We start from the raw sequence: 20,271 nt of genomic DNA on the forward strand, positions 1-20,271 counted from the left end.
GGCAGGACGTCGGTGCCTTGAAGTCCGGAGAGATCCCGAGGCCGCCTGGACGGCGGACCATGCCCGGGTCAGCACGGACCAAACACGAGCGAGGCCGTATGCCGCCCAGGGAAGTGAGGCTGTCGCGCGGCATACGGCTGCTCGGGACCAGCCCGCCGTTGGTGGGGACAGGTGACTGGGATTGCTCTGGGGTCGGTGACCCGGCCGGACGGCTCCGGCCGGGTCACCGCCTTTGGGCGCGAGTCGAACTCAGTTGGTGATGACCAGCTGGGTCTTCTCACAGTGGTTGCTGCTGTCCACGAACGGGTTGTCGCTCGTGAAGACGACCTTCCACGACACGGTCTTCGACTCGCTGACGAAGACGTCCGAGTTGGTCGTCGACTTCGTCACGGGGGAAGCCTGGTCGATCGAGAAGGACTGAGGATCCCGAAGAACCGTTCCGGTGCAGTCGGCGCTGTCGTACAGCGTGAAGGACAGGGTGCCCTTGAGCGCGGTACCGCCGGCCGAGCCGATCGTGGCGGAGTCGTTCGGCAGCCAGGTCTGCTCCGAGCTGGCCAACGTCGAGTCCTTCACGGTGAAGCACTCGCCGGTGCTGGCGTCGCTGGAGCCGGTGTAGTTGCTGTTGCTACCCGGCTTGTAGACCGCCCGGAAGCACCAGACACCCACCGAGCTGGCAATGACGGCGTCCGAGTCGGAGGTCGCCGTGTTGCCGGCCCCGGCCGTCATGCTCTTGTCCGTCCCGGCAGCAGTTCCGCCCGTCGAGCAGGTGCCCCCGTTGGCCAAGACCTGGGTCGGGTTGCAGATGAAGAAGTCGACAGTCCCGGTCGGCGAGCCACCGGCCGCGGTGCCGGTCACGACCGCGTGGTCGGTCACGCTGGTGCCCACCGTCACGAAGTTGGTGATCGGCGTGCTGCCCACGCGCGGAGTGGTGACGGTCGTCGTCGATGCGGGATTGACCGTGACGTCCTCACCGGTCTCGGTGCAGCCGGAGTTGTGCGACGCGTTGAGCGTGTTCGGCGAGTCGCCGTCGTACGACGCCTTCCAGTGGTAGTCACCGGCAGCCGTCGGCGTGGCCGACACCGAGTACGTGTTGTCCCCGCTCACCGAAGCTGTCCGCGTCGCGGCCACAGTCGTGCAGTCACCCGGGCCGACCAGCGTGAAGGTGATCGTTCCGGTCGCCGCGGTCCGGGTGGCCGGGTTCGGCGCTGCGGTGAGGATAGCCGGGGTGGTCGGCTTCGGTGCAGTGCCGGTCAGCGACGCGTCGTCGGTGACGGCGCTGCCCAGGACCACGTCATTTCCAGCGGTCGTGGTCAGGGTCGGCTGGACCGGGTTGACCACGAAGCACTCGCCGACGCTGACATCGCTGGACCCGCCGATGCCCGCACTGCTGATGCCGCTGTAGGAGGCCTTCCAGCAGTACCTGGCGGCGGCCGTGACCCAGGCACTCGGCGAGGTCACCGTCGCCGGGAACGCGGCGCCGGTCACGTTGACCGGGGAGCCGATCGGCGTGGCGGCCGAGTCGCAGGTGGCGTTGGCCGCGTTGCTGGCCTTGCACAGGCTGAACTGGACGGTGCCGGCTGGAGTGGCGCTACCGCCGGTGATGTTGATGACCGCGGAGTCCTTGACCTCGCGGACGCCCGCGGTGGTGATCGACAGACCGCCCGCCGGGATGTTCGTCGTGCCGTCGGCCTGCTTGGGCGTCGTCACGGTCGTCGAGGTGCAGCCACCGACCGGGATGACCGGCTGGAGGATGGTGTCCTTGTAGTCCGCCGAGTCGGAGTTGCCGGTCACCGTGCTGGGGATGACGTTGGCGAACGAGCGACACGACTGGACGCCGCCGAAGACCGCGTCGGTGAGGTTCAGCGCTGCCTCACCCTGGAAGCCGTCGCTGCTGTATGCCGCGGCCGAGACGTTCCCGTTGAGCAGCTGCGGGGCGCTGAGCACGAGGTTCGGAGCAGTTCCGGACCAGGTGCGCAGGTAGAGGTCCTTGCTGCCACCCTGCTGGTCCCACAGGATCATGAAGTCACCGGCCTTGCGGTTCTTCCACGGGTTGCAGGTGTTGATGAGCTGCTGCTGGGTGCTGTTCAGGTAGTCGCAGGCGGCCGGCGGCGGGTCCTGCATGAACTCGTAGGCGATGAAGCCGCTACCGGTGTTGGCGTCGCGCTGCCACGCGAAGTACAGCCAGTCGTCGTTGTCCGAGTCCTTTGCGGCCCCGAGCCAGGCGTGGTTGAGGTCCACCTGCCCGTTCGGGTTGGTCAGGCCAAGGGTCGGCAGCGGCGAGTTGTGGATGACGCCGATCTTGGTCGCGCTCGAGTTGAGCGGTCCCAGCTCCTTGACGTTGCCGTCAGGGTCGGTGAGGCTCTGGGTCCCGTCCGCGCCGGGGACCGTGCCGTCGATGCTGAACGGCGGGACCGACCCCGCCAGTGCGACCGGCGCCGCGATCACGGCCGCCGGAAGCGTGATGGCGGCGACGACGGCAAGCCACCGACCGCGCCGACGTGAGAGTGAGTGCTTGCTTGCCCCTGACGAGGGCTTTCCCCGAGAGACGAGCCATGACGTGCTCATGTGTGTCTCCAATTGTTGAACCGGTATTCCGGCCCCCGATCCGGCTAACGGACCGTGCAGAAGCACACGTGAGCGCACCAACGCGCTGACGCGTGACGATGCCTTTCGACAACCCCTCCCGACACGCCCTGCCATGTACGGTACGGGCGAGATCGCCGTCACATCGCAGAACTCAGAACTGCGCCACATTTGCCCTTACAAGTCTGGCTCGCTATGAAGAGCGTGAAGTGCCGGGAGTGCGGTGGAATGGGTCGACCGCCTGGGAGGTATCTCCCAAATCGACTGTCCCGCACGCGGATTGGCTGTCTTGCCCATCTGGCCCCTCGCACCCAGATCCCCGGGAGCGCTCGGGAAACGGTCCCTAGTCGACACGTTTCCCTGGCGGGCGGAGCCCCCGAGCTCGCTCTCCCCGGGCTGAGGACCTCAGAACTCGCCAGGGGTGACCCTTTCCAGAGTGCTACAGCGATTCTCCGCCAGATAATTCCGCGGTGACAGCAGTCCCAGGACTTACACGCATTCGGAGAAGTAGATTCCGACGTTCGTGATGCCATGGCAGCTGGGCCCATTGAACTGTGCCAGCTCCGGGATCTCGTTGTCGGGCGTGACGATGAAGGTCTGGAAGTCCAGTGTTCCGTTGCCGTCGAAGTCGAACCCGATCAGACCGTGGAAGCCTTCGCCGGTGTCTGGGTTGATCAGGCCCTGAGCGATCCGCGTGGCCACGCCCTTGGTCGACCACTCGATCCCGTTCGGTCCGAGGAGGACCTGGATCCCCGCCGCCTGCATCTTGCTGGCGTTGACGCAGTCCATCGCCAGCGACGGACCGGCTGCCATGACCACAGCCGAGGCCGCCGCGACTCCGGCCAGACCGAGTCGAGTCAATCCCTTCATACCGATTCTCCTCCTGTTTCGAGCGGCGCTCCGTTGGCCGCCCGCTGGGACAAGGGTCGACCTCCCCCGAACGTCTGCGCAGCGATTTCATCCAAGAGGTCTGCACTGCATACTTCGCGACGCCGTGCGACGGTTCGGGGTGCCGGGGAGGATGGCAACATGTCGACCTCCGCGTTTCCAGAGCCGTCCTCGACGCCGGACCTGCGAGGCTTGTTGTCGCGTTATCTGGACTACTACCGGGCGGTGGTCATCAGCAAGATCGGCGGGCTGGGACGCCGGGACCTCCAGCAGGTCACGGTGCCCTCCGGTTGGACACCCGCGGGTCTGGTCAACCACCTGGTCAACGTCGAGCGGCGTTGGGTGCGCTGGGGATTCATGGCCGAACCCATCTCCGACCCGTGGGCCGACCAGGTGGGAACGGGCTGGGTGTCCCCAGACCTGTCGGCCGAGGAGCTCGCCGCCCTACTCGAGGATGCCGGACGTCGGACTCGAGCGATTGTCGAGGCTCATGAGCTCACCGAAAGGGCCCGACTCGGCGGCCGGTTCACAGACGCGTCCACGGCCCCACAGCTGCAGTGGATCCTGCTCCACCTCATCCAGGAGTACGCGCGCCACGCCGGACACCTGGACCTTGCACGTGAACTGATCGACGGGACAACAGGGGAAGAGCCCTAGACCGATCCCAGCGGCTCACGCCCCGCCAGCAGTACGCGTCTCAAAGGTCTTGATACCGGTAGGTTTGGGCGGACTCGACGTCTCCGAGGATGAGCCGACTGACAATCTTGGACGCCACGACTGCGGGCGCCACCAGCTGCCCTTCCCGGTGAAACTGCTTGAACAGGTCGACGCTCGGCAAGATGTCCGATGGCTGCGAGCGCGCATGCAGCTGCATGTCGGTGTCCATGACGCCTGGACGCACGGTGACCGCCCGGAAGCTCGCCGCGGGCCGGTCAGCGGCGAGCGCCATGGTGAGCATCTCGATGCCGGCCTTGGCGACGCAGTACATCGCTTCGCCTGCCAGCGCGGTCTGCGCCGCGCCGGAGGAGACGTTGATAACGCGCATAGGGACGTCCACCTCGGCAAAGACACGGCAGAAGAGATTGGCCAGGGCCGCTGGAGCCGCCAGGTTGACGGCCAGAGCGGCGTCGATCTCGGCCGCCGAAAGCCGCCCCAACGGTCCCACGACAGCGATGCTCGCGGCGTTGTTGACCAGGCATAGCGACGCAGGTTTGCGCTGTCTCAGATCCTCCAGGGCCGGCCCCACCACAGGGTCGATTCGAGAGGTGTCGGACAGGTCAAGCTCGACGAACACGTAGCGCTCATGCGCCAGCTCCGGGTTGTCCGACCGGCCGATGCCCATGACCGTGAACCCGCGTTCGAGGAGCTCGGCGCCGAGAGCGGCCCCGAGGCCACGAGACACACCAGTGATGATCGCAGCCGGACCCGTTGCACGATCCTCAAGAGACATGGGGCACCTCGTAAGCCGGTCCGTTCATGTGCCGTGCCTCCTCGACACTCTGTGTGGGCCGCTGAGCTGCCGAGGCCGAGCCTCGCCGGACGGTCGGATGCCCGATGTCCTCAGGAGATGCCGCAGAACGCGGCCCCAACGGCGAAGAAGTTCGCCTGGGCCGGGGGCGCGCTGTGCGAGTCACTGCCCGCCTGCGGGTTGTTCGCTAGGACGTTCGCGCACGCCGTGCCGGTGTGCGCGGGCGCGACCGGGCTGGGGTTCGGGGCAGCCATCGCCGGCATCGCGGCAATCCAGCCAATGGCCAGCGTCAGGGCTGCCACAGCACAACTCTTCCTCATCATTTCGGCACCTCGCCTTTGAGTGAACCGGCGACGTCCCTGGCTCCATCGCGAACCGGGAGAGCGTCACTCATCGTACAGATGAACGGGGCCGGCCACCGTGGTCTCGAGCGAGGGACCTGCTGCGACTGAGGTTCGATGAACGCCCGCCAGACCGGACCAGCGATCCGTCCCTGGTGGTCGAGCTCCTCGTCGAGGAGCTGGGTCAGCCGGGTGAAGCTCTGGCCAAGCACGTCGTCGAGCCAGGGCCTCATCTGCTCGACAACCGCGCGCTCCTGGTCCGTCTCCGGTGCGGCATACCGCTCGTGGATGGTCGTGCCGGAAGGGGTGGGCTCGAGCTCGGTCGTGGCCACGAAGCTGATAGGACCCATCGGCGTCGGCACGGTGTTGCGGTAGGTGTAGTAGTCGTAGGGACGCCAGTCGAGCAGCTCCTCGATGCTCGCGCCCCCGCCGTGCATGCAGTGGTTCGTGGCACCGACGCCCCGGCGGTTGCCCGGCGCGACCACCTCGACGCCCGTCACGCCCAACTGCCAGCCGGTCCGCCGGCCGGGGGTCGTCATGAACTCCCAGACGACCTGTGGCGGAGCGGAGGTCGGCGTGTCGAACCGGTAGATCGCCTGGCCCCCATCGATGAAGACGCGGGTGCGCTCCTCCTCCTGGTGCCAGCGGCGGTCGAGGTCGTGCACCCACACCGACACCTCGCCGATGTGCTCGTAGGTCTCGCGAGCGACGCGCATCCCCAGGGCCTCGACGTCGACGTCCATCGCGTCGACGCACTGCTGGCTGAACAGCGCATACGCCTCGATGCCGGTCGATGCGACCACGTCGTTCTTGAGCAGTCGGTGCACGAGAATGACATCGGATCCGAGAAGCTCTTCGGAACCCGCGACGAGCTGACGCAGGATCGTGCCGTGATGGACGACGAACTTGAGGTTGAGGTCGGGGATCCGCACGCACGCGTTGCACTCGCAGGACGTGGCCTGTTGCACGTCACGACGTCTCCGGCGGAAGCCGAAGTAGCAGCGTTCGATCGTGTCGAGCAGCAGCGAGCCGTCCAGCCGATCGGCGATGACGAACATGAATGCCGCGTCACCCTCCAGCTTGGCGAGCCGGAACCCGGGTCGGAACGACGTGACGATCGTGCTCATGAGGTCGGCGAGGATGTCCTGCGCGTGGTCGAGCTCGACGCCTGCAAGGTAGCCGGTGTATCCCGAGATGTCGGCGATGAGGAGACAGGCCGACTCAGTTGCCATGCGCCAACCATCGCACGGCACAGCACAGGTCGTGGGCGGTAACTCCTTCGAGGCCATTTGGCCGCTAGGACCCCTTTGTGTCTGTCTGTCCTGCTAGGTTCCGGTCGCCCGGTCGACCCGGGCCCAGGGGACAACTCACACGAAAGCGCCTATTCATGCGACGAGCACTGAAGCGGGCGGGGATGGCGGTGGTGGGCGCGTTGCTCGCCATGTCCGTCGTCTCCGCACCCGCGCACGCCGAGCCGGCGGCCCTCTCCGGCACCATCACGTCCGCGACGACCGGCCAGCCGATTCCGGGCTGCGCATTTGTCTACGACATCAACGACAACTGGGGCGGCGGGTACTGCACCGACGAGTCGGGGCAGTGGACTGTCGATGGCTTGACGGCCGGCACGGCCTACCGCGTCCAGATCTATGCGAGCGATGACGTCCATATCGGAGAGTGGGCCCAGGACGCCGACTCCTTCCAGACGGCAGCCGAGTTCGTTGCGCCGGCGACTGTCGATGTCGCCTTGAGCCCGGGTGCCGTGCTCGCCGGGACGATCACGATGGCCGACGGCGATCCCGTTCCAGCCAATGCATCAGTCACCATCTACGACTCCCGCGGCGACCAGGTCTCCTACGCCACACCCACGGACGGCCAGTGGCGAGCAGTGGTGTCGCCCGGGCAGTACCGGGTCCGGTTCGACGCTCCGCCGCTGCAGCAGTGGGCCTTCGGGAAGACCACGATGGCCGACGCCGACCCGGTCACCGCGGTCTCCGGCGAGACCGCACGCGTCGACGACACGCTGCCCGGCATCGACGAGGCTCCATTCGAGGGCACCCTCCGCGCTGCCGACACGGGTGAGCCGATGGACGGCTGTGTCTACGCGTACACCGCAGACACGCGTGAGTTCCGCGCCGGCGCCTGCACCGGCGAGGACGCGTCCGGCCAGCCGGGACACTGGACGATCGACGGGCTCCCGGCGGCGACGGAGTACAAGTTCCAGTTCGAGGCCTGGGACGGTACGCATGTATCGGAGTGGGGTCTCGACTCAGGCTCGTTCGAACGCGCGGCGACCTACGTCGGGCCTGCGACCATCGACGTGAGCCTCGAGCTCGGCGCGACGATGTCCGGAACCCTGACCACCTTCACGGGTGAACCGTCCACGGGCAGCGTCACGATCCACTCCGTCGACGACGAGTACGCGCAGACTCCCGCATGGACCTCGTACGACGGGACCTGGAGCGCACTCCTTCGTCCGGGTTCGTACGTGGTCGAGTTCACCTCCGGCAATATCCAGCAGTGGGCGGTCGGGTCTCCTGATCGTCAGGGAGCGCGCCTGTACACCCTGGCGGGCGGCGACACCGTCGCGGTCGATGACCAGCTGGCCGGCATGGGCACCGTGAGCGGCACGGTCACGAGCGACGTCGACGGTTCGCCTGTCGAGGGGGCCTGCGTGTCGGTCGTGCCGTGGCCGGTCGACCTCGACAGCCCGACCTCGAACGGCGAGGCGTGCACCGACGAGACCGGTCGCTACTCGGTGAAGGTGTCGGGTGAGGGGACGTTCACAGCGGAGATCCGCGACCCGTCGGGCCGGTTCGCTGGTGAGTACCACGGCAACACCGGGACGGCATCGGAGTCGTCGTCCTTCGAGCTGGGCGAGAGCACCGCAGTGACCGTCGACGCGAGTCTTGCCCTCGGCGCCACCATCACCGGACTGGCGGTCGACGCCAAGCTCGGCACGCCGATCGAGAACGTGTGCCCCGCTCCTTATTCGGACCATTGGGGACCGTACGCCAAGTGGACGACGATCGAGTGCACCGGCGCGGATGGTCGTTGGACCGTTCGCGGGCTGCCCGCCGGCAGCTTCGCGATCGAGGTCGGCGGCGACGCGTCCTCCGACTACGTGCCCGCGTGGACCTTCAAGGCCGATTCCCAGGCCACGGCTGAGCTGGTCCCTGTGAGCGCCGGCGAGACGAAGTCCGTCCGAGCCGTTCGGCTGGCACCGGGTGGCACGCTGACCGGCGTGATCACCGACCCGTCGGGTGACCCCGTGGTCGGCGCCTTCGTCGATGCATCAGGCAACTTCCCGGGAAGGGCCGGCCCCGGAGAGGGTCGTCACGTGGCGCAGACGGACAGCTCCGGCCACTACGCCATCAAGGGCCTGCCGGCCGGCGACTATCGCCCGATCGTGTATGCCGCCGACTACGACGCGTTCGCCCCCGAGTGGTCGGGGGACGCCGCTTCGCCCGACCGCGCAGAGCCCATCTCCGTGAAGTCCGCCAAGATGTCGACCTTCAGTGCGCAGGTGGCGCCAGGGGCTCGGGTCACGGGCGACGCCGTCCGCACCGACGGCGCCCCGGAGACACGGTTCCTGGACGGCGACGTGGTGGACCTTCAGGGACGCACCATCGGATCCCTGTTCTGGGACGGCACGTCGCTGCGGTCGACCGCGCTCCCTCCCGGTGACTACCAGCTCGTCCTGCACTACGACGCCGGGCGGCGGCACTACTGGTTCGACGGGGCCCGGTCCCCGGCGGAGGCGACGACCGTTCACCTCACGCGCGGCGAGGAGAAGTCGATCACTTTCCACGTCCCCTGGACGCCGTCCGACGAAGGCTGACGAGGGCTGACGAAGGGATCGGATGAGAAAAGGCGCTCGGCTGGGAATCCCCGGCCGAGCGCCTTTCACCGAATGCTTTCAGTTTATTCACACGATACATTCATGAAACTCCCAGAAGGACGCACAGCCTTTGCCGCCATCGCATTCACTCGAATGGAAACGCGCCAAGTCATTCACGCGGCATACGGCTGGAGGTTTGGCAATCAACGTCATTGCTAAAGCCGCAACGGGCGTATTAGCGGCAGTAGCATCGGAAGGCTCGTCGACAATGACGCCGGCGGGTTTCGCCGTCAGCAAGGGAGCACACGATGAGCCCACGACACGGACGACGCCGAGGATGGCGGCTCGCGCTCGCCGCGGCCGCTGCGGTGGCAGTGGCCGGGGGCCTGCCCATGGTCGCCACGAACGCGAACGCGACAACCTCGACCGTCGACGCCAATGTCACGGCATGTGCCAACCGGGTCAACAACACTCCACAGAGGCTGGTCGACTGCGTCAACAAGGACGACCTCTGGGCCCACATGGTCAAGTTCCAGCAGATCGCCGACGCCAACCCCGGCGCCGATGGCCATCCGTCCCGAAACTCCGGCGAGCCCGGGTACAAGGCCTCGGCCGACTACGTAGCCAACGTTATGAGAGCCGCGGGCTACGACGTGACGCTCCAGGAGTACACGTTCCACTACTTCAGCTTCGTCGGGACCCCCGTCATGCGTGAGGAGTCGCCGACGCCGCACTCCTTCGTGCTCGGCACGGACTTCAACCCGGCGCAGGTCGCCGGTTCGCCGAGCGCAAAGGTCCAGCCTGCGGGCGGCATCGTCGTGCCCGCGACGCCCACCCCCAGCTCGGCCAGCGGCTGCCTGGCCTCCGACTTCAGCGGGTTCGTCCCGGGCAACATCGCACTGATCCAGCGGGGCACGTGCACGTTCTCCCAGAAGGTTGCCAACGCGACAGCGGCCGGCGCCTCGGCGGCCATCATCTTCAACGAGGGCAACCCCGGACGCACGGGCGTCTTCACGGGCGGTCTCTCCGGTGCTGAGCAGATCCCCGTGCTCTTCACGACCTACGCCGTGGGCACCCAGCTCTTGGCACAGTACGTCCCGGGCTCGGCCCCGGTCGTGACCGTCGACGTCAACCTCATCGACGACCCGAACCGCTCTGACTGGAACGTCATCGCCGACTCCAAGGGCGGCGATCCGAACAACATCTTGGTCATCGACGCGCACCTTGACGCCATCTACGGGGCAGGGATGCTCGACAACGCATCGGGTTCGGCGACGATCCTCGACATCGCCCAACAGCTCAAGAACACCAACACTCGAAACAAGCTGCGCTTCATCTGGTTCGGCGGCGAGGAGCTTGGCCTGCTCGGCTCGGACTACTACGTCAACACCCTTCCGGCCGACGAGCTCGCGAAGATCAAGTTCGATCTCGACGCCGATGTCACAGCAACGCCGAACTACGTCGCGGGAGTTCTCGACCCGAAGGATGGGGTGACCCTGTTCGGACGCAACCCGGGCACGCCGATGCCGCCGAGCATCTGGGCGCCCTCGGCGATCGCCCGCGACTACGGCATCGACTACCTCAGCTCGATCGGGAAGAACAACATCCTCTTCTCGGCCGACGGCACCGACGCCTTCATGTTCCAGGCGGCCGGGATTCCCGCCAGTGGCGTCCTCACCGGCCAGGACTGCTGCAAGCTCGCATCGGACGTCGACCTCTTCGGCGGGTCCGAGGGCAACTTCGAGGGCAACGTGCCCGGGGACGACGGGGGCTGTGTGGACAATCCCTTCCGGTGGTGTGACAACCTCGGCAACAACGACCCCGAGGTGCTGACCTGGATGTCGAAGACCTTCGCCAACATGGTCGGACACATGGCCTATGACACGCAGGTCTTCGACGCACCGCAGAGCGGCAACGGCCACCACCGGCCATCTGCGGATCAGCTGAGGCTCGTGACCCGTAAGGGCGTGGTCACCAGCTGACCGGCCTCTGACGAGGCGCCCTCGCCGCGAGGGCTCCGACACGTCGCTTGCGGGCGCTCGCTCGTCCGTCGAGCGAGCGCCCCGTCACGCTCACTCGTCCGTCGAGCGAGCGCCCCGTCACAGCGATGGCCCGGCCCGCATCCGTCATCCCCCACCAGGCATGCGATGGACTATCCAGCGCGGGTGATGCGACCTCTGAACGTACGGACGGACGATGCGAGGAGCCGACGACGAGGAGATCGTGATGAAGACCAAGACGCTGCCCACGCTCGCGCTGGCCACGCTCATGGCGTTTGCGCTTGGGGCGTGCTCCAGCTCAGCTGGATCGGGCTCGGGAGGTGCATCGTCGCCGGGCAGCCCAGCTGCCACCAGCACCGCGACGACATCGGCGGGCACCACGACGACCAGCGCGGGAACCACAACGACCGCCGGCAGCACCGGGACCGCGGCCAGTGGCACCTTGTGTCCGGCACTGGCCGACGTCAAGAGCTCAGCCGCAACTCTCAAGTCGGACCTTCAGGCCAGGAAGCTGGCTGCGGTGACGGCGGACGTGAGCAACCTCGAGGCCGCGTTCAAGACCCTGCTCAGCGGACTCTCGTCGAGCGCGGCTGCAGGCGCGGCTGAGCTCCAGTCGGCGTGGGACAACGTCAAGCACACGTTCCAGGGCCTGAGCAAGTCGGACATCGGCCAGATACAGTCCACGATGCAGGGCCCGGTCGACCAGCTGAAGAGTGCTCTCGACAGCGTGACCAGCGGCTTGAACTGCTCCTAACCGAGACCTGACTGCTGTCGGTCGTCCGGGAGGGGTGCGAATGCGGTCTCGGGCCAGCGATGGAGTGCGACGCCCGCCGCGGCGGCCACCACGGCGACGTACACGCCCGGCCCGACCAGACCGGTCGCAGAGGCCAGCAGCTGGCCGACCAGGGGGGCCGTGCCTCCGAGCAGGGCGGAGGCAAGTCCGACGGTGAGCGACATCCCCGTCGCTCGCACCGCGGCTGGGAACATCTCGGCGACGGTGGCCATGGTGAGGACGCCCCCGACCAGCACGCCGACAACCGCCACGGCGAGCGCAAACCCGAGCAGGCCGCCTCGGTCTACAGCCCGCATGAGCGGGACCGCGAGGACCGCGAGCAGGGCGACGGTCAGGACACCGACTGGTCGGCGGCCCACCCGGTCCGAGACCCGCCCCCAGACCAGTCCCGCGCAGCCGCCGAGAACCAGCCCGGCAGCGGCAACGCCCAGAGCAGCAGGGAGCGGCACGTCGCGAGTCGCGCCGAGCCAGTTGGGCAGGAAGACGAAGAAGGTGTTGAACGCCAGGGCGCCTGCGGCGATGAGCGTAAAGCCGGCGACCAGCGCCGGACGGTGATCTCTCCACACCGTGTGCAACGGCGCGGCATCGAGCACCGCGTCCTGCTCGACCGCCGTGAACGAGTCGGTCTCCTGCATCCGGCGCCTCAGCGCCAGGGCGACGAGCCCGAGAGGCAGCGCGAGGAGGAAGCCCACCCGCCACCAGCTGTCCGACCGGGTGTCGGACAGGCCGGTCAGGAGTGCACCGACACTGAATCCCGCTGCGGTGCCGACCGCGAGCGTGCCGGTGTGCCACGCGCCGTACGCACCGCGACGTCCCGATGGTGCGTGCTCGACGATGAAGGCAGCGGCCACGCCGAGCTCTCCACCGGCGCCGAACCCCTGGGCGCCCCGAAGGAACACCAGGAGAACCGGCGCCACGATGCCCAGGGTCGCGTACCCGGGGAGCAGACCGACCGAGGTGGTCGCCACGGTCATGAGCAGGACCGAGGCCACCAAGGACCAGCGTCGGCCCACCCTGTCGCCGCGACGGCCGAAGAAGACGGCCCCGAGGGGACGAGCGAGAAAGGCTGTGCCGTAGATGGCGAAGGCGGCGACGAGACGGGTCCCCGGTTCGCTCTCCGGGAAGAAGGCGTCCCCGACGACGACAGCCAGGGCTCCGAGGATCGCGAAGTCGTACCACTCGATGGCGTTTCCGACGCACGCTGCCGCGAGGTTGCGGCGCGCGGACCTCTCAACCGTGGCGAGTGGGCTCGGGCTCGGCGTGGCCACTGTGGACACGCTAGTGAGGTCGCAGAGCTGGGGTGCCTTCTTTCGCGGACCCGGGCAGTCCGTCATGAACCAGCCGCCAGCTCGGCCGACTCGTCGACGGCACGCCGCAGCTCGCGCACCTCGATCCCCAGTCCATGGAGGCGCTCGAGCAGGCCGACGAGTGCGGCCTGGTCGGGCACCGATCCGGTCAGGACCGTGTTCGCGGGTTCCGTGCTCGCCGTGACGCCGTCGAAGTCGGAGCGAAGCTGGAGCAGAGCCTCGTCAGTGACCAGCCCGAGGACGTGGACCTCGTACACCCAAGCCACCAGCCAGCACCTCCTCCGACGACCTGACGTCACCTCGACCTTCCCGCGAAAGCCTGCCTCGTCACCTCACCCGCCACGGGTAGTGCGCGAACCAGCGAGGTGGGGCCAGGGTTGTCAGCGTCACCCACATGGAGGCATACGGGACTGCACGAGAAGGGTGGTTGTCATGACCGAGGTAAGCAGGCGCGGGACGGGAGGCGCGACGTTCGCGGCCGTCCTGATGGTCATCGCGGGCGGCTTCGGGATCCTGCAGGGGATCGCCTTGCTGGCGAAGTCCGACTACTACGTCCAGCCGAAGGGCTACTTCATCAGCACCAGCGCGTCGACGTGGGGCTGGATTCTTCTCATCATCGGCATCATCGTCGTGGCGGCAGGCTTCGGAGTGATCTCCGGCGCCTTCTGGGCACGCTGGCTGGGCATCATCTTCGTGAGCATTCAGGCATTCGGGAACTTCTTGTTCATACCAGTCCAGCCATGGTGGGCCTCGATCCTCGTGATTGTCGACCTGTGGGTCATTCACTCACTGTTCGTGCACCGTCGCGTACACGAGTGACCCGATAATCGGTCCACCTTGGGCAGTCGGCAACGTATGCCGCAGGCTTTCCATTCAGGGAGTACGTCGCTATTCCGCCGGTTAGCCTGATGACGTGTCGGGACGAGTGCGGCGAAGAACCACGGGTCACGTTGTCGTGCTGACGGCACTGGCATCAGCGGCCGGGACGTCGTTCGTGTCGGGCCGCCCGTCGACGGTGACCGGACTCGGCGCATGAGCGTGTCCGTGTCGCGACCGTCCGACCGCACTCGCGAACACGACGGCCTGGACCTGCTCTCGGCCAAGCTGGCTGTGCCTCAGCTACCACTCGGCCTGGTGTCCCGGCCACGTCTGCGTGACCAGCTCGATCGAGGTGCCACACGCCGAGTCACATTGGTGAGCGCCGGCCCGGGGTGGGGCAAGACGATGGCAGTAGCCGGCTGGGCCGAGTCACGGCAGGCCGACGGAGCGGTCGCCTGGCTGTCCCTTGACCGCACCGACAACGACCCCGTGTTGTTCTGGTCCTACGTCCTCGCGGCTGTCCGCGACGCCGTTGATGACGTGAGCCCGCCTCTGCGCGAGCTCGTGATCAGGCCTCCCCTCGGTCCCGAGATGCTGCGGAGGGTGATCCTCGGACTGAGCACGCTGCCGACGCCGCTCACCCTCGTCCTCGACGACTTCCACGAGATCCGCCGTCCCGACGTCCTGGGGGGTGTCGTGGACCTCGTGCGCCATCCCTCCTCACTCCGTTTGGTCCTGGTCACTCGGTCCGACCCGCCACTCCACCTGCAGCGACTGCGGGTCGACGGCGAGCTGACCGAGATCCGAGCGGCTGACCTGGCGTTCTCCAGACCGGAGGCCCAAGCGCTCTTCGTGGAGGCCGGAGTGTCAGGTCTTGAACAGGTGGCCGAGCAGGTCCTGGAGCGCACCGAGGGCTGGGCGGTCGGTCTGCGGATGGCCGCGTTGTTCGCAGCGAGGACCGGCAGGGCCGACCGCCTGGCCGAGTTCACGGGCGGTGAGGACTCCGTGGCCGAGTACCTCTTCGAAGAGGTGCTGGACGACCTCCCCACAGAGAGGCGCCAGTTCCTCCTCCGCACGAGCGTCACCGACAAGCTGTGCGGCGAGCTCGCCGACGTGCTGACCGGCGGGACGAACGGCCAGCAGGAGCTGGAGCTGCTGGAGCGGTCCAACGCTTTCGTCGTCGCGCTCGGCGCCGGGCACCGCTGGTTCCGGTACCACGCGCTCATGGCCGACCTGCTGCGCCAGCGGCTTCGGCTCGACGACCCAGAGCTCTCTACAGAGCTCGACCGCCGTGCCGCCCGCTGGTTCGCCGCTCGGGGGGACGCGCTCGAGGCCGTCCGACATGCCGTCCACGCACGCGACTGGCGACTGGTCGGGGAGCTGATGGTCACTGTTGCTGCGCCGCATGCGGTCTCGGCGGAGCGTGAGGCGTTCGCCGCGCTGCTGGCCGAGGTCCCGGCCAGCGAGTTCAGCAGCAGCGCCGAGCTTCGGGCAACGGCGGCCGTGGTCCGCTTTCTGCAGCGCGACTACCCGGGCATGGCGTTGCAGGTGTCCGAGGCGCGCACGATGCTCAACGGTGCCGACCCGTCGTCCCGCACGCCGGTCGAGACCTTGCTCACCGTCGGGGACATGGTGTTGGCGAGGGCGACCGGCGACCTGACCGCCTTGTCGGCGGCCTCCGGCCAGCTCCTGCGGTGGCTGGGCGACCCGAACCTCAATGGCGACCCGGTGCCGGCCCGGCTCTACGAGGCGCCGAGTCTGGGCAACCACGGCGTCGCGCTGGTGTGGTCCGACCGGGGAGACGAAGCGGAGCCCTACCTCCGCTCAGCCGTCGATGTCGCTCGCGCAACGGGAGCCGACCTCACCGTCGTGAACAGTCTCGGCTACCTGTCCCTGGTCGAGGCCGGGCGAGGGCGGCTTCAGGCCGCGACCACGCTGGCCGTCGAGGCACTCGACCTGGCCGAGCAGCGAGGATGCACCGAGCTCGCCCAGGCGATCGCGGCATACCTGGCGCTAGCCGAGATCCACTTCGACCGAGGCGAGCTTGCGGACGCACAACGTCTGCTCGACAGCGGCCTGGGTGCGCAGCGGAACGATCCGGAGTGGATCCCGTACATGGCCCTGCGGGCTCTTCAGGCCCGGATCCTGCTGGCCCGCGGACGGGTCAACAAGGCGGTGGGTCTGCTGCGGACCCTCGCGGCCGAGACGAGGGGACGAGACAAACCGGCTCGGGTTCGACGCCGGTTGACCCGCGTCCAGGTCGAGGCGCTTGTCGCGCAAGGCCTTCCGGACGCTGCCCTCGACCGGATCCGGGCTGCCGCCGAGGAGCCCTCGTCCCCCGAGATGACCGTGGTTGCCGGACTCGTCGACCTCGCCCTGGGCCGGCCTGCGCGGGCCGAGGCCGAGGTTGCCGCGGTCCGTGAGTCGTCGGGCGACCGGGTCGCCGCCGTCGAGGCCTGGCTCGTGACAGCGTTGGCGGCCGAGCACGACCGCGACGACCATCGAGCGCTGGCCGCCCTGGAATGCGCTCTGACCGTGGCCGAGCCGGAGGGCATTCGCCAACCCTTTCTCGCGGCGGGCTCCGGTCGAGTCCAGGCACTCCTGCAGCATCGGAAGCGGCTCGGCGGTGACGGCAGGTTTGCCGAGGGCCTCCTGTCGAGCCTCGACTCCGCGCCGGCGATGGCGGCACCCAGTCCGCTGGCCCGTGCCCTGACGGATCGGGAGCGGGTCGTGCTGAGCCACATGGCGACGCTCGAGACGAACGACGAGATCGCGAGCTCGCTGTTCGTGTCCGTCAACACCGTGAAAGCCCACACCAGGTCCATCTACCGCAAGCTCGAAGTCACGAACCGCCGCGAGGCCATCAAGCGCGCGCGGGTCCTCGGCTTGATCTGAGCGACCCCGCCAACTACCCGCTCGGGATGAGGCACCGGAGCCCTCCGGGCTGCTTCACTCACTCTGGGACGCGGCATACCTCCGGCCGGGAGGGTGCCCAGGTATGCCGTGCCACCGCCAGGCGTGAAAGGGCAGGTGGATCCGATGCGGTACGAAGCCCGCGTTTCCGGTCGGCTCGGCATGCTCCTCACGGGAGCACTCGGATCGACGGGGGTGAGGCATCACGCGCGAGGCACGACACTGACCATCACGAACGACGGCGAGCTCCCCCTCGCCGCGCTCGTCAGGCGCCTGGATGAGCTCGGCGTGCAGGTCGAGTACGTCTGCGCGCGCCGGACGAGCGACCCTCCGGACAGGTCCTGCGGGCCACTCGTGCCAGGCCCGCCGGACCCGAATACCCAGCCGCCGGCGGGCATCGGGGTGACAATGTGACGGTGGAGGAGTCGCGATCCGAGGCGGCGCGGCGCCGCATGGTGGAAGCACAGCAGCGCGCCGTGCGAGCCTCACAGCGAGTCGGTGAGCTGCAAGAGCTCGTGATCCGGTTGGAGTCCGGCGAGACCCTGACCGAGGCTGATCTGCGTGGCGCGGAAGCAGCGATGCGAGAAGCGGCGGATGCCGCCGAGGCCGCGCGCCGGCACAGCCGCGAGGAACGCATTCTCAGCGCGACCACCCATCGCCAGGTGGCGGCGCTGCTCACTCGACTGGGCCGCAACGACAAAGCGTCCGGCCACCTCCGCGCCGCCGAGGCGGACGAGCAGGAAGCACGCGCCGTCGAGGCGCCGGGGCAGCAAGGGCGCCTAGGGTCCGGTTGGTGAGCGGGACCGGGGCGCTCGGACCTGTCATTCGGTTGCTTGTGTGGTGCCACGTGCACGCTGTGCGGTGCTGTTTGGCACCACACTCGCCGGCAAGCAGCGCCAGGGCTCGACCACAAGTGTTCATCGTGCGGCCACCTCGCCTTCGGCGGGGACCCGATGCGGCGCGCCTAGCGTCCCCGCTGGCGCCGGATGGCGCCGTCCGACACGCGAGTGAGGAACAACTCATATGCGAACCACGATGAAAGCGACCGGCGCGGCCCTTGCGGTCCTCGCCGCCGTCGCAGGTGCAGCGAGCGCGATGGCAGCGCCCGCGGCGGGGGCTGAGGGCACCGACAACGGCCGGGTCAAGAACGTGATCTACCTGCTGGGTGACGGCATGGGGCGCACCCACGTCGATGCAGCGCGGCTGCGTTACTACGGCGGCAACGGCAAGCTCAACATGGAGCAGATGCCGGTCGTCGGCCAGAACGCGACGTATGCCGTCGAGAAGAACTCGGGTCAGCCCGGCGAGGCCGACTTCCACCCGAACTACGTCACCGACTCGGCCTCGGCGGCGACCGCATGGTCCTCCGGGGTCAAGACCTACAACGCGGCACTCGGCGTCGACGCGAAGGGCAACGTCGTCCCGACGGCCATGGAGATGGCCAAGTCCGCCGGATATGCGACCGGCAACGTCTCGACCGCCGAGATCACCGACGCGACCCCGGCCGGGCAGTTCAGCCACGCCCTCGCGCGCGGCTGCCAGGGCCCGAACTACAGCTCGACCTCCTGCCAGGACCTGACGATCACCGGCCAGGCGCTCCCGACGAGCGACGTCCGCGTGACGCCGATCGCCGACCAGATCGCACGCAACGGCACGGCGGACGTCATCCTCGGCGGTGGCCTCTCGCGGTTCGACGCCGCGGACGAAAATGCGCTCAAGGCACAGGGTTACGCCGTCCTGGGCTCGCCGGCGAGCCAGACGGTCGCCACCCGGTCCGACCTCGAGAATGTCAAGGATGGCAAGGTCTTCGGCCTGTTCAACAAGGGCAACCTCACCATCGAGAAGTTCAAGCGGGAAAACCCGAGCTCGGTGCAGGCCGCCGAGCCGTCGCTTCCCGAGATGACCACCAAGGCCATCGACCTGCTCAGCTCGAAGGCCACGTCCGGCGGTAACGGGTTCTACCTCCAGGTCGAGGGTGCGCTCATCGACAAGCGGTCGCACGCCAACGACGCGGCCCAGACGCTCGAGGAGACCAAGGCCTTCGACGACGCGGTGAAGGTCGCCCTGGACTTCGCCGAGAAGGACGGCCACACGCTCGTCATCGTCACCGCGGACCACGAGTGCGCGGGCTTCAACATCATCGAGAAGGGCACGTTCACCAACGCCGAGGCGGCGGCCCCGCCGCTCAACAACGACGGCGGCAACCCGGCGAACAACTCGACGCCGCTGCGCACGTCCGGCAACACGAAGGACGCCACCCGCTCCTCCGGCATCATCAACAGCGCCGGCTCTGCCGACCCGAAGAACTTCGCGCCGGCCACGTTCCGCACCGCCGATGACCCGGCGGACGTCAAGGACGGCACGGCCCAGGCCAGCCTGTGGCTGACCTACCTGTCCGGCAACCACACCGGTGCCGATGTGCCGGTGTTCGCCTACGGGCCGGGGTCACAGCAGCTCGCTGGGGAGATCGACAACACCGACCTGTTCGACGTCGTCACGAGCGCACTGCGCCTCAAGTGAGGCGGCGGGCGTCACGGCGTCGCGCAGTCACGATGTGACCGGCTGAACCCCGGTGGGTCGCGCGGTGTATGCCGCGTGGCCCGCCGGCGGGTCGGCGCCCGACACCGCCGGCGCCCGGCCCCGCCGCCGGCGCCCGACCCCGCCGGCGCCCGTCCCCGCCGGCGCCTGGCCCCGCCGGGGCGGTAACGCCACCAGCACACACCTCGAGTATCCGAATCCCCAGCTGCACCAAGGACGCACGACCATGAAGCGCTCGACCCTGCTCATCGCGATCCTCGTCGTCGCAGTCTTCGCCGGGGCGTGGGCAGTCACCCGCCTGTTGACCGGCTCGCCATCCGAGCCCTCTGCCTCGCCGAGCCCGGCAGCCGCCCGGGTCTCCCTGCCGGGCAACGTCCCGGCGACCGGTGAGCCCGACCTGCCGTCCCTGTCCACCCTCCACCCCCGCCCCGGCACCGCCGTTCAGGCCTCCGGCCCCTTCGACGATCGCTTCACGCTCACTGCTCTGCGCTTCGACGGCGAGGCAGTCCACGCGTCCGCCACGATCACGAGCGATGTCAGCGATGTGCTGGAGTTCGCGGCGCTCGCCGGCTTCTACGACGCCCGAGGCGCACTGATCGGGACCGGCCGCTTCGACTACCACCTCGACGAGGCGCAGCCCGGCCACGAGGCGGCCGGCCCGCCGAGCGAGCTCCAGACCGTCCGCATCGCCGTGCCGAAGGAGCTCCGGGGCAAGGCCGTCTCAGCGGCCGTCGGGGTCCCCGTTCTCGTCAACGAGTAACCGCCCCGACGCGCCCTCCCAGT

At 68.3% G+C, this 20,271-nt stretch carries 16 protein-coding genes; 9 read left to right on the forward strand and 7 right to left on the reverse strand.

All coding sequences use genetic code 11. From position 1 onward, the window contains the following. Positions 1-249: 249 nt before the first annotated feature. Entirely contained in the window at positions 250-2,565 is a 2,316-nt protein-coding gene (locus ACWEOW_RS15310) for a hemagglutinin (RefSeq protein WP_452270074.1), read from the reverse strand. Positions 2,566-3,072: 507 nt separating this feature from the next. Beyond that, positions 3,073-3,453: a hypothetical protein gene (locus ACWEOW_RS15315; protein WP_452270075.1), complete on the reverse strand. Its 381-nt coding sequence runs from the start codon at positions 3,451-3,453 to the stop codon at positions 3,073-3,075. A gap of 159 nt (positions 3,454-3,612) precedes the next feature. On the opposite strand from ACWEOW_RS15315, the gene ACWEOW_RS15320 reads away from it, so the two are divergent. Further along, complete coding sequence (locus ACWEOW_RS15320) at positions 3,613-4,128, forward strand: DinB family protein (protein ID WP_452270076.1); 516 nt, start codon at positions 3,613-3,615, stop codon at positions 4,126-4,128. Positions 4,129-4,168: 40 nt separating this feature from the next. On the opposite strand, the gene ACWEOW_RS15325 is transcribed toward ACWEOW_RS15320, so the two are convergent. The 3 genes from ACWEOW_RS15325 to ACWEOW_RS15335 all read right to left on the reverse strand — a co-directional run bounded on the left by ACWEOW_RS15325 (position 4,169) and on the right by ACWEOW_RS15335 (position 6,512). Next, entirely contained in the window at positions 4,169-4,921 is a 753-nt protein-coding gene (locus ACWEOW_RS15325) for an SDR family NAD(P)-dependent oxidoreductase (protein WP_452270077.1), read from the reverse strand. Positions 4,922-5,031: 110 nt separating this feature from the next. Further along, entirely contained in the window at positions 5,032-5,241 is a 210-nt protein-coding gene (locus tag ACWEOW_RS15330; RefSeq protein ID WP_452270078.1) for a hypothetical protein, read from the reverse strand. 17 nt (positions 5,242-5,258) lie between these two features. After that, the gene (locus ACWEOW_RS15335; protein WP_452270079.1) at positions 5,259-6,512 is read right to left on the reverse strand and encodes a DUF2652 domain-containing protein; all 1,254 of its coding nucleotides are present in this window, start codon (positions 6,510-6,512) and stop codon (positions 5,259-5,261) included. A gap of 155 nt (positions 6,513-6,667) precedes the next feature. Between ACWEOW_RS15335 and ACWEOW_RS15340 the strand changes: the two genes are divergently transcribed. The 3 genes from ACWEOW_RS15340 (at position 6,668) to ACWEOW_RS15350 (ending at position 11,872) form a co-directional block, all read left to right on the forward strand. Continuing rightward, a complete protein-coding gene (locus ACWEOW_RS15340; RefSeq protein ID WP_452270080.1) occupies positions 6,668-9,118 on the forward strand; it encodes a carboxypeptidase regulatory-like domain-containing protein in 2,451 nt (816 codons plus the stop codon). Between the two features lie 308 nt (positions 9,119-9,426). Next, the gene (locus tag ACWEOW_RS15345) at positions 9,427-11,100 is read left to right on the forward strand and encodes a M28 family peptidase (protein ID WP_452270081.1); all 1,674 of its coding nucleotides are present in this window, start codon (positions 9,427-9,429) and stop codon (positions 11,098-11,100) included. A 214-nt stretch (positions 11,101-11,314) separates the two neighbouring features. After that, positions 11,315-11,872 (forward strand): hypothetical protein, encoded by a 558-nt coding sequence (locus tag ACWEOW_RS15350; protein ID WP_452270082.1) that lies wholly within the window; start codon positions 11,315-11,317, stop codon positions 11,870-11,872. Here the strand turns inward: ACWEOW_RS15350 and ACWEOW_RS15355 are convergent. Further along, on the reverse strand, positions 11,869-13,179 hold the full coding sequence (locus ACWEOW_RS15355; protein ID WP_452270083.1) for an MFS transporter: 1,311 nt from the start codon (positions 13,177-13,179) through the stop codon (positions 11,869-11,871). The genes ACWEOW_RS15350 and ACWEOW_RS15355 overlap by 4 nt on opposite strands. 62 nt (positions 13,180-13,241) lie before the next feature. Then, entirely contained in the window at positions 13,242-13,484 is a 243-nt protein-coding gene (locus ACWEOW_RS15360; RefSeq protein WP_452270084.1) for a hypothetical protein, read from the reverse strand. Positions 13,485-13,650: 166 nt separating this feature from the next. On the opposite strand from ACWEOW_RS15360, the gene ACWEOW_RS15365 reads away from it, so the two are divergent. The 5 genes from ACWEOW_RS15365 to ACWEOW_RS15385 all read left to right on the forward strand — a co-directional run bounded on the left by ACWEOW_RS15365 (position 13,651) and on the right by ACWEOW_RS15385 (position 20,248). After that, complete coding sequence (locus tag ACWEOW_RS15365) at positions 13,651-14,037, forward strand: DUF7144 family membrane protein (RefSeq protein ID WP_452270085.1); 387 nt, start codon at positions 13,651-13,653, stop codon at positions 14,035-14,037. Positions 14,038-14,412: 375 nt separating this feature from the next. Continuing rightward, positions 14,413-16,932, forward strand: coding sequence for a LuxR C-terminal-related transcriptional regulator (locus tag ACWEOW_RS15370; RefSeq protein ID WP_452270086.1), 2,520 nt, complete (start codon positions 14,413-14,415; stop codon positions 16,930-16,932). Positions 16,933-17,366: 434 nt separating this feature from the next. Further along, positions 17,367-17,747, forward strand: a complete 381-nt coding sequence (locus tag ACWEOW_RS15375) for a hypothetical protein (protein WP_452270087.1) — start codon at positions 17,367-17,369, stop codon at positions 17,745-17,747. Positions 17,748-17,973: 226 nt separating this feature from the next. Continuing rightward, positions 17,974-19,470, forward strand: a complete 1,497-nt coding sequence (locus ACWEOW_RS15380; protein ID WP_452270088.1) for an alkaline phosphatase — start codon at positions 17,974-17,976, stop codon at positions 19,468-19,470. Positions 19,471-19,714: 244 nt separating this feature from the next. Next, the gene (locus ACWEOW_RS15385) at positions 19,715-20,248 is read left to right on the forward strand and encodes a hypothetical protein (protein ID WP_452270089.1); all 534 of its coding nucleotides are present in this window, start codon (positions 19,715-19,717) and stop codon (positions 20,246-20,248) included. Positions 20,249-20,271: the final 23 nt, after the last annotated feature.

The sequence above is a fragment of the Monashia sp. NPDC004114 genome, assembly GCF_053603855.1.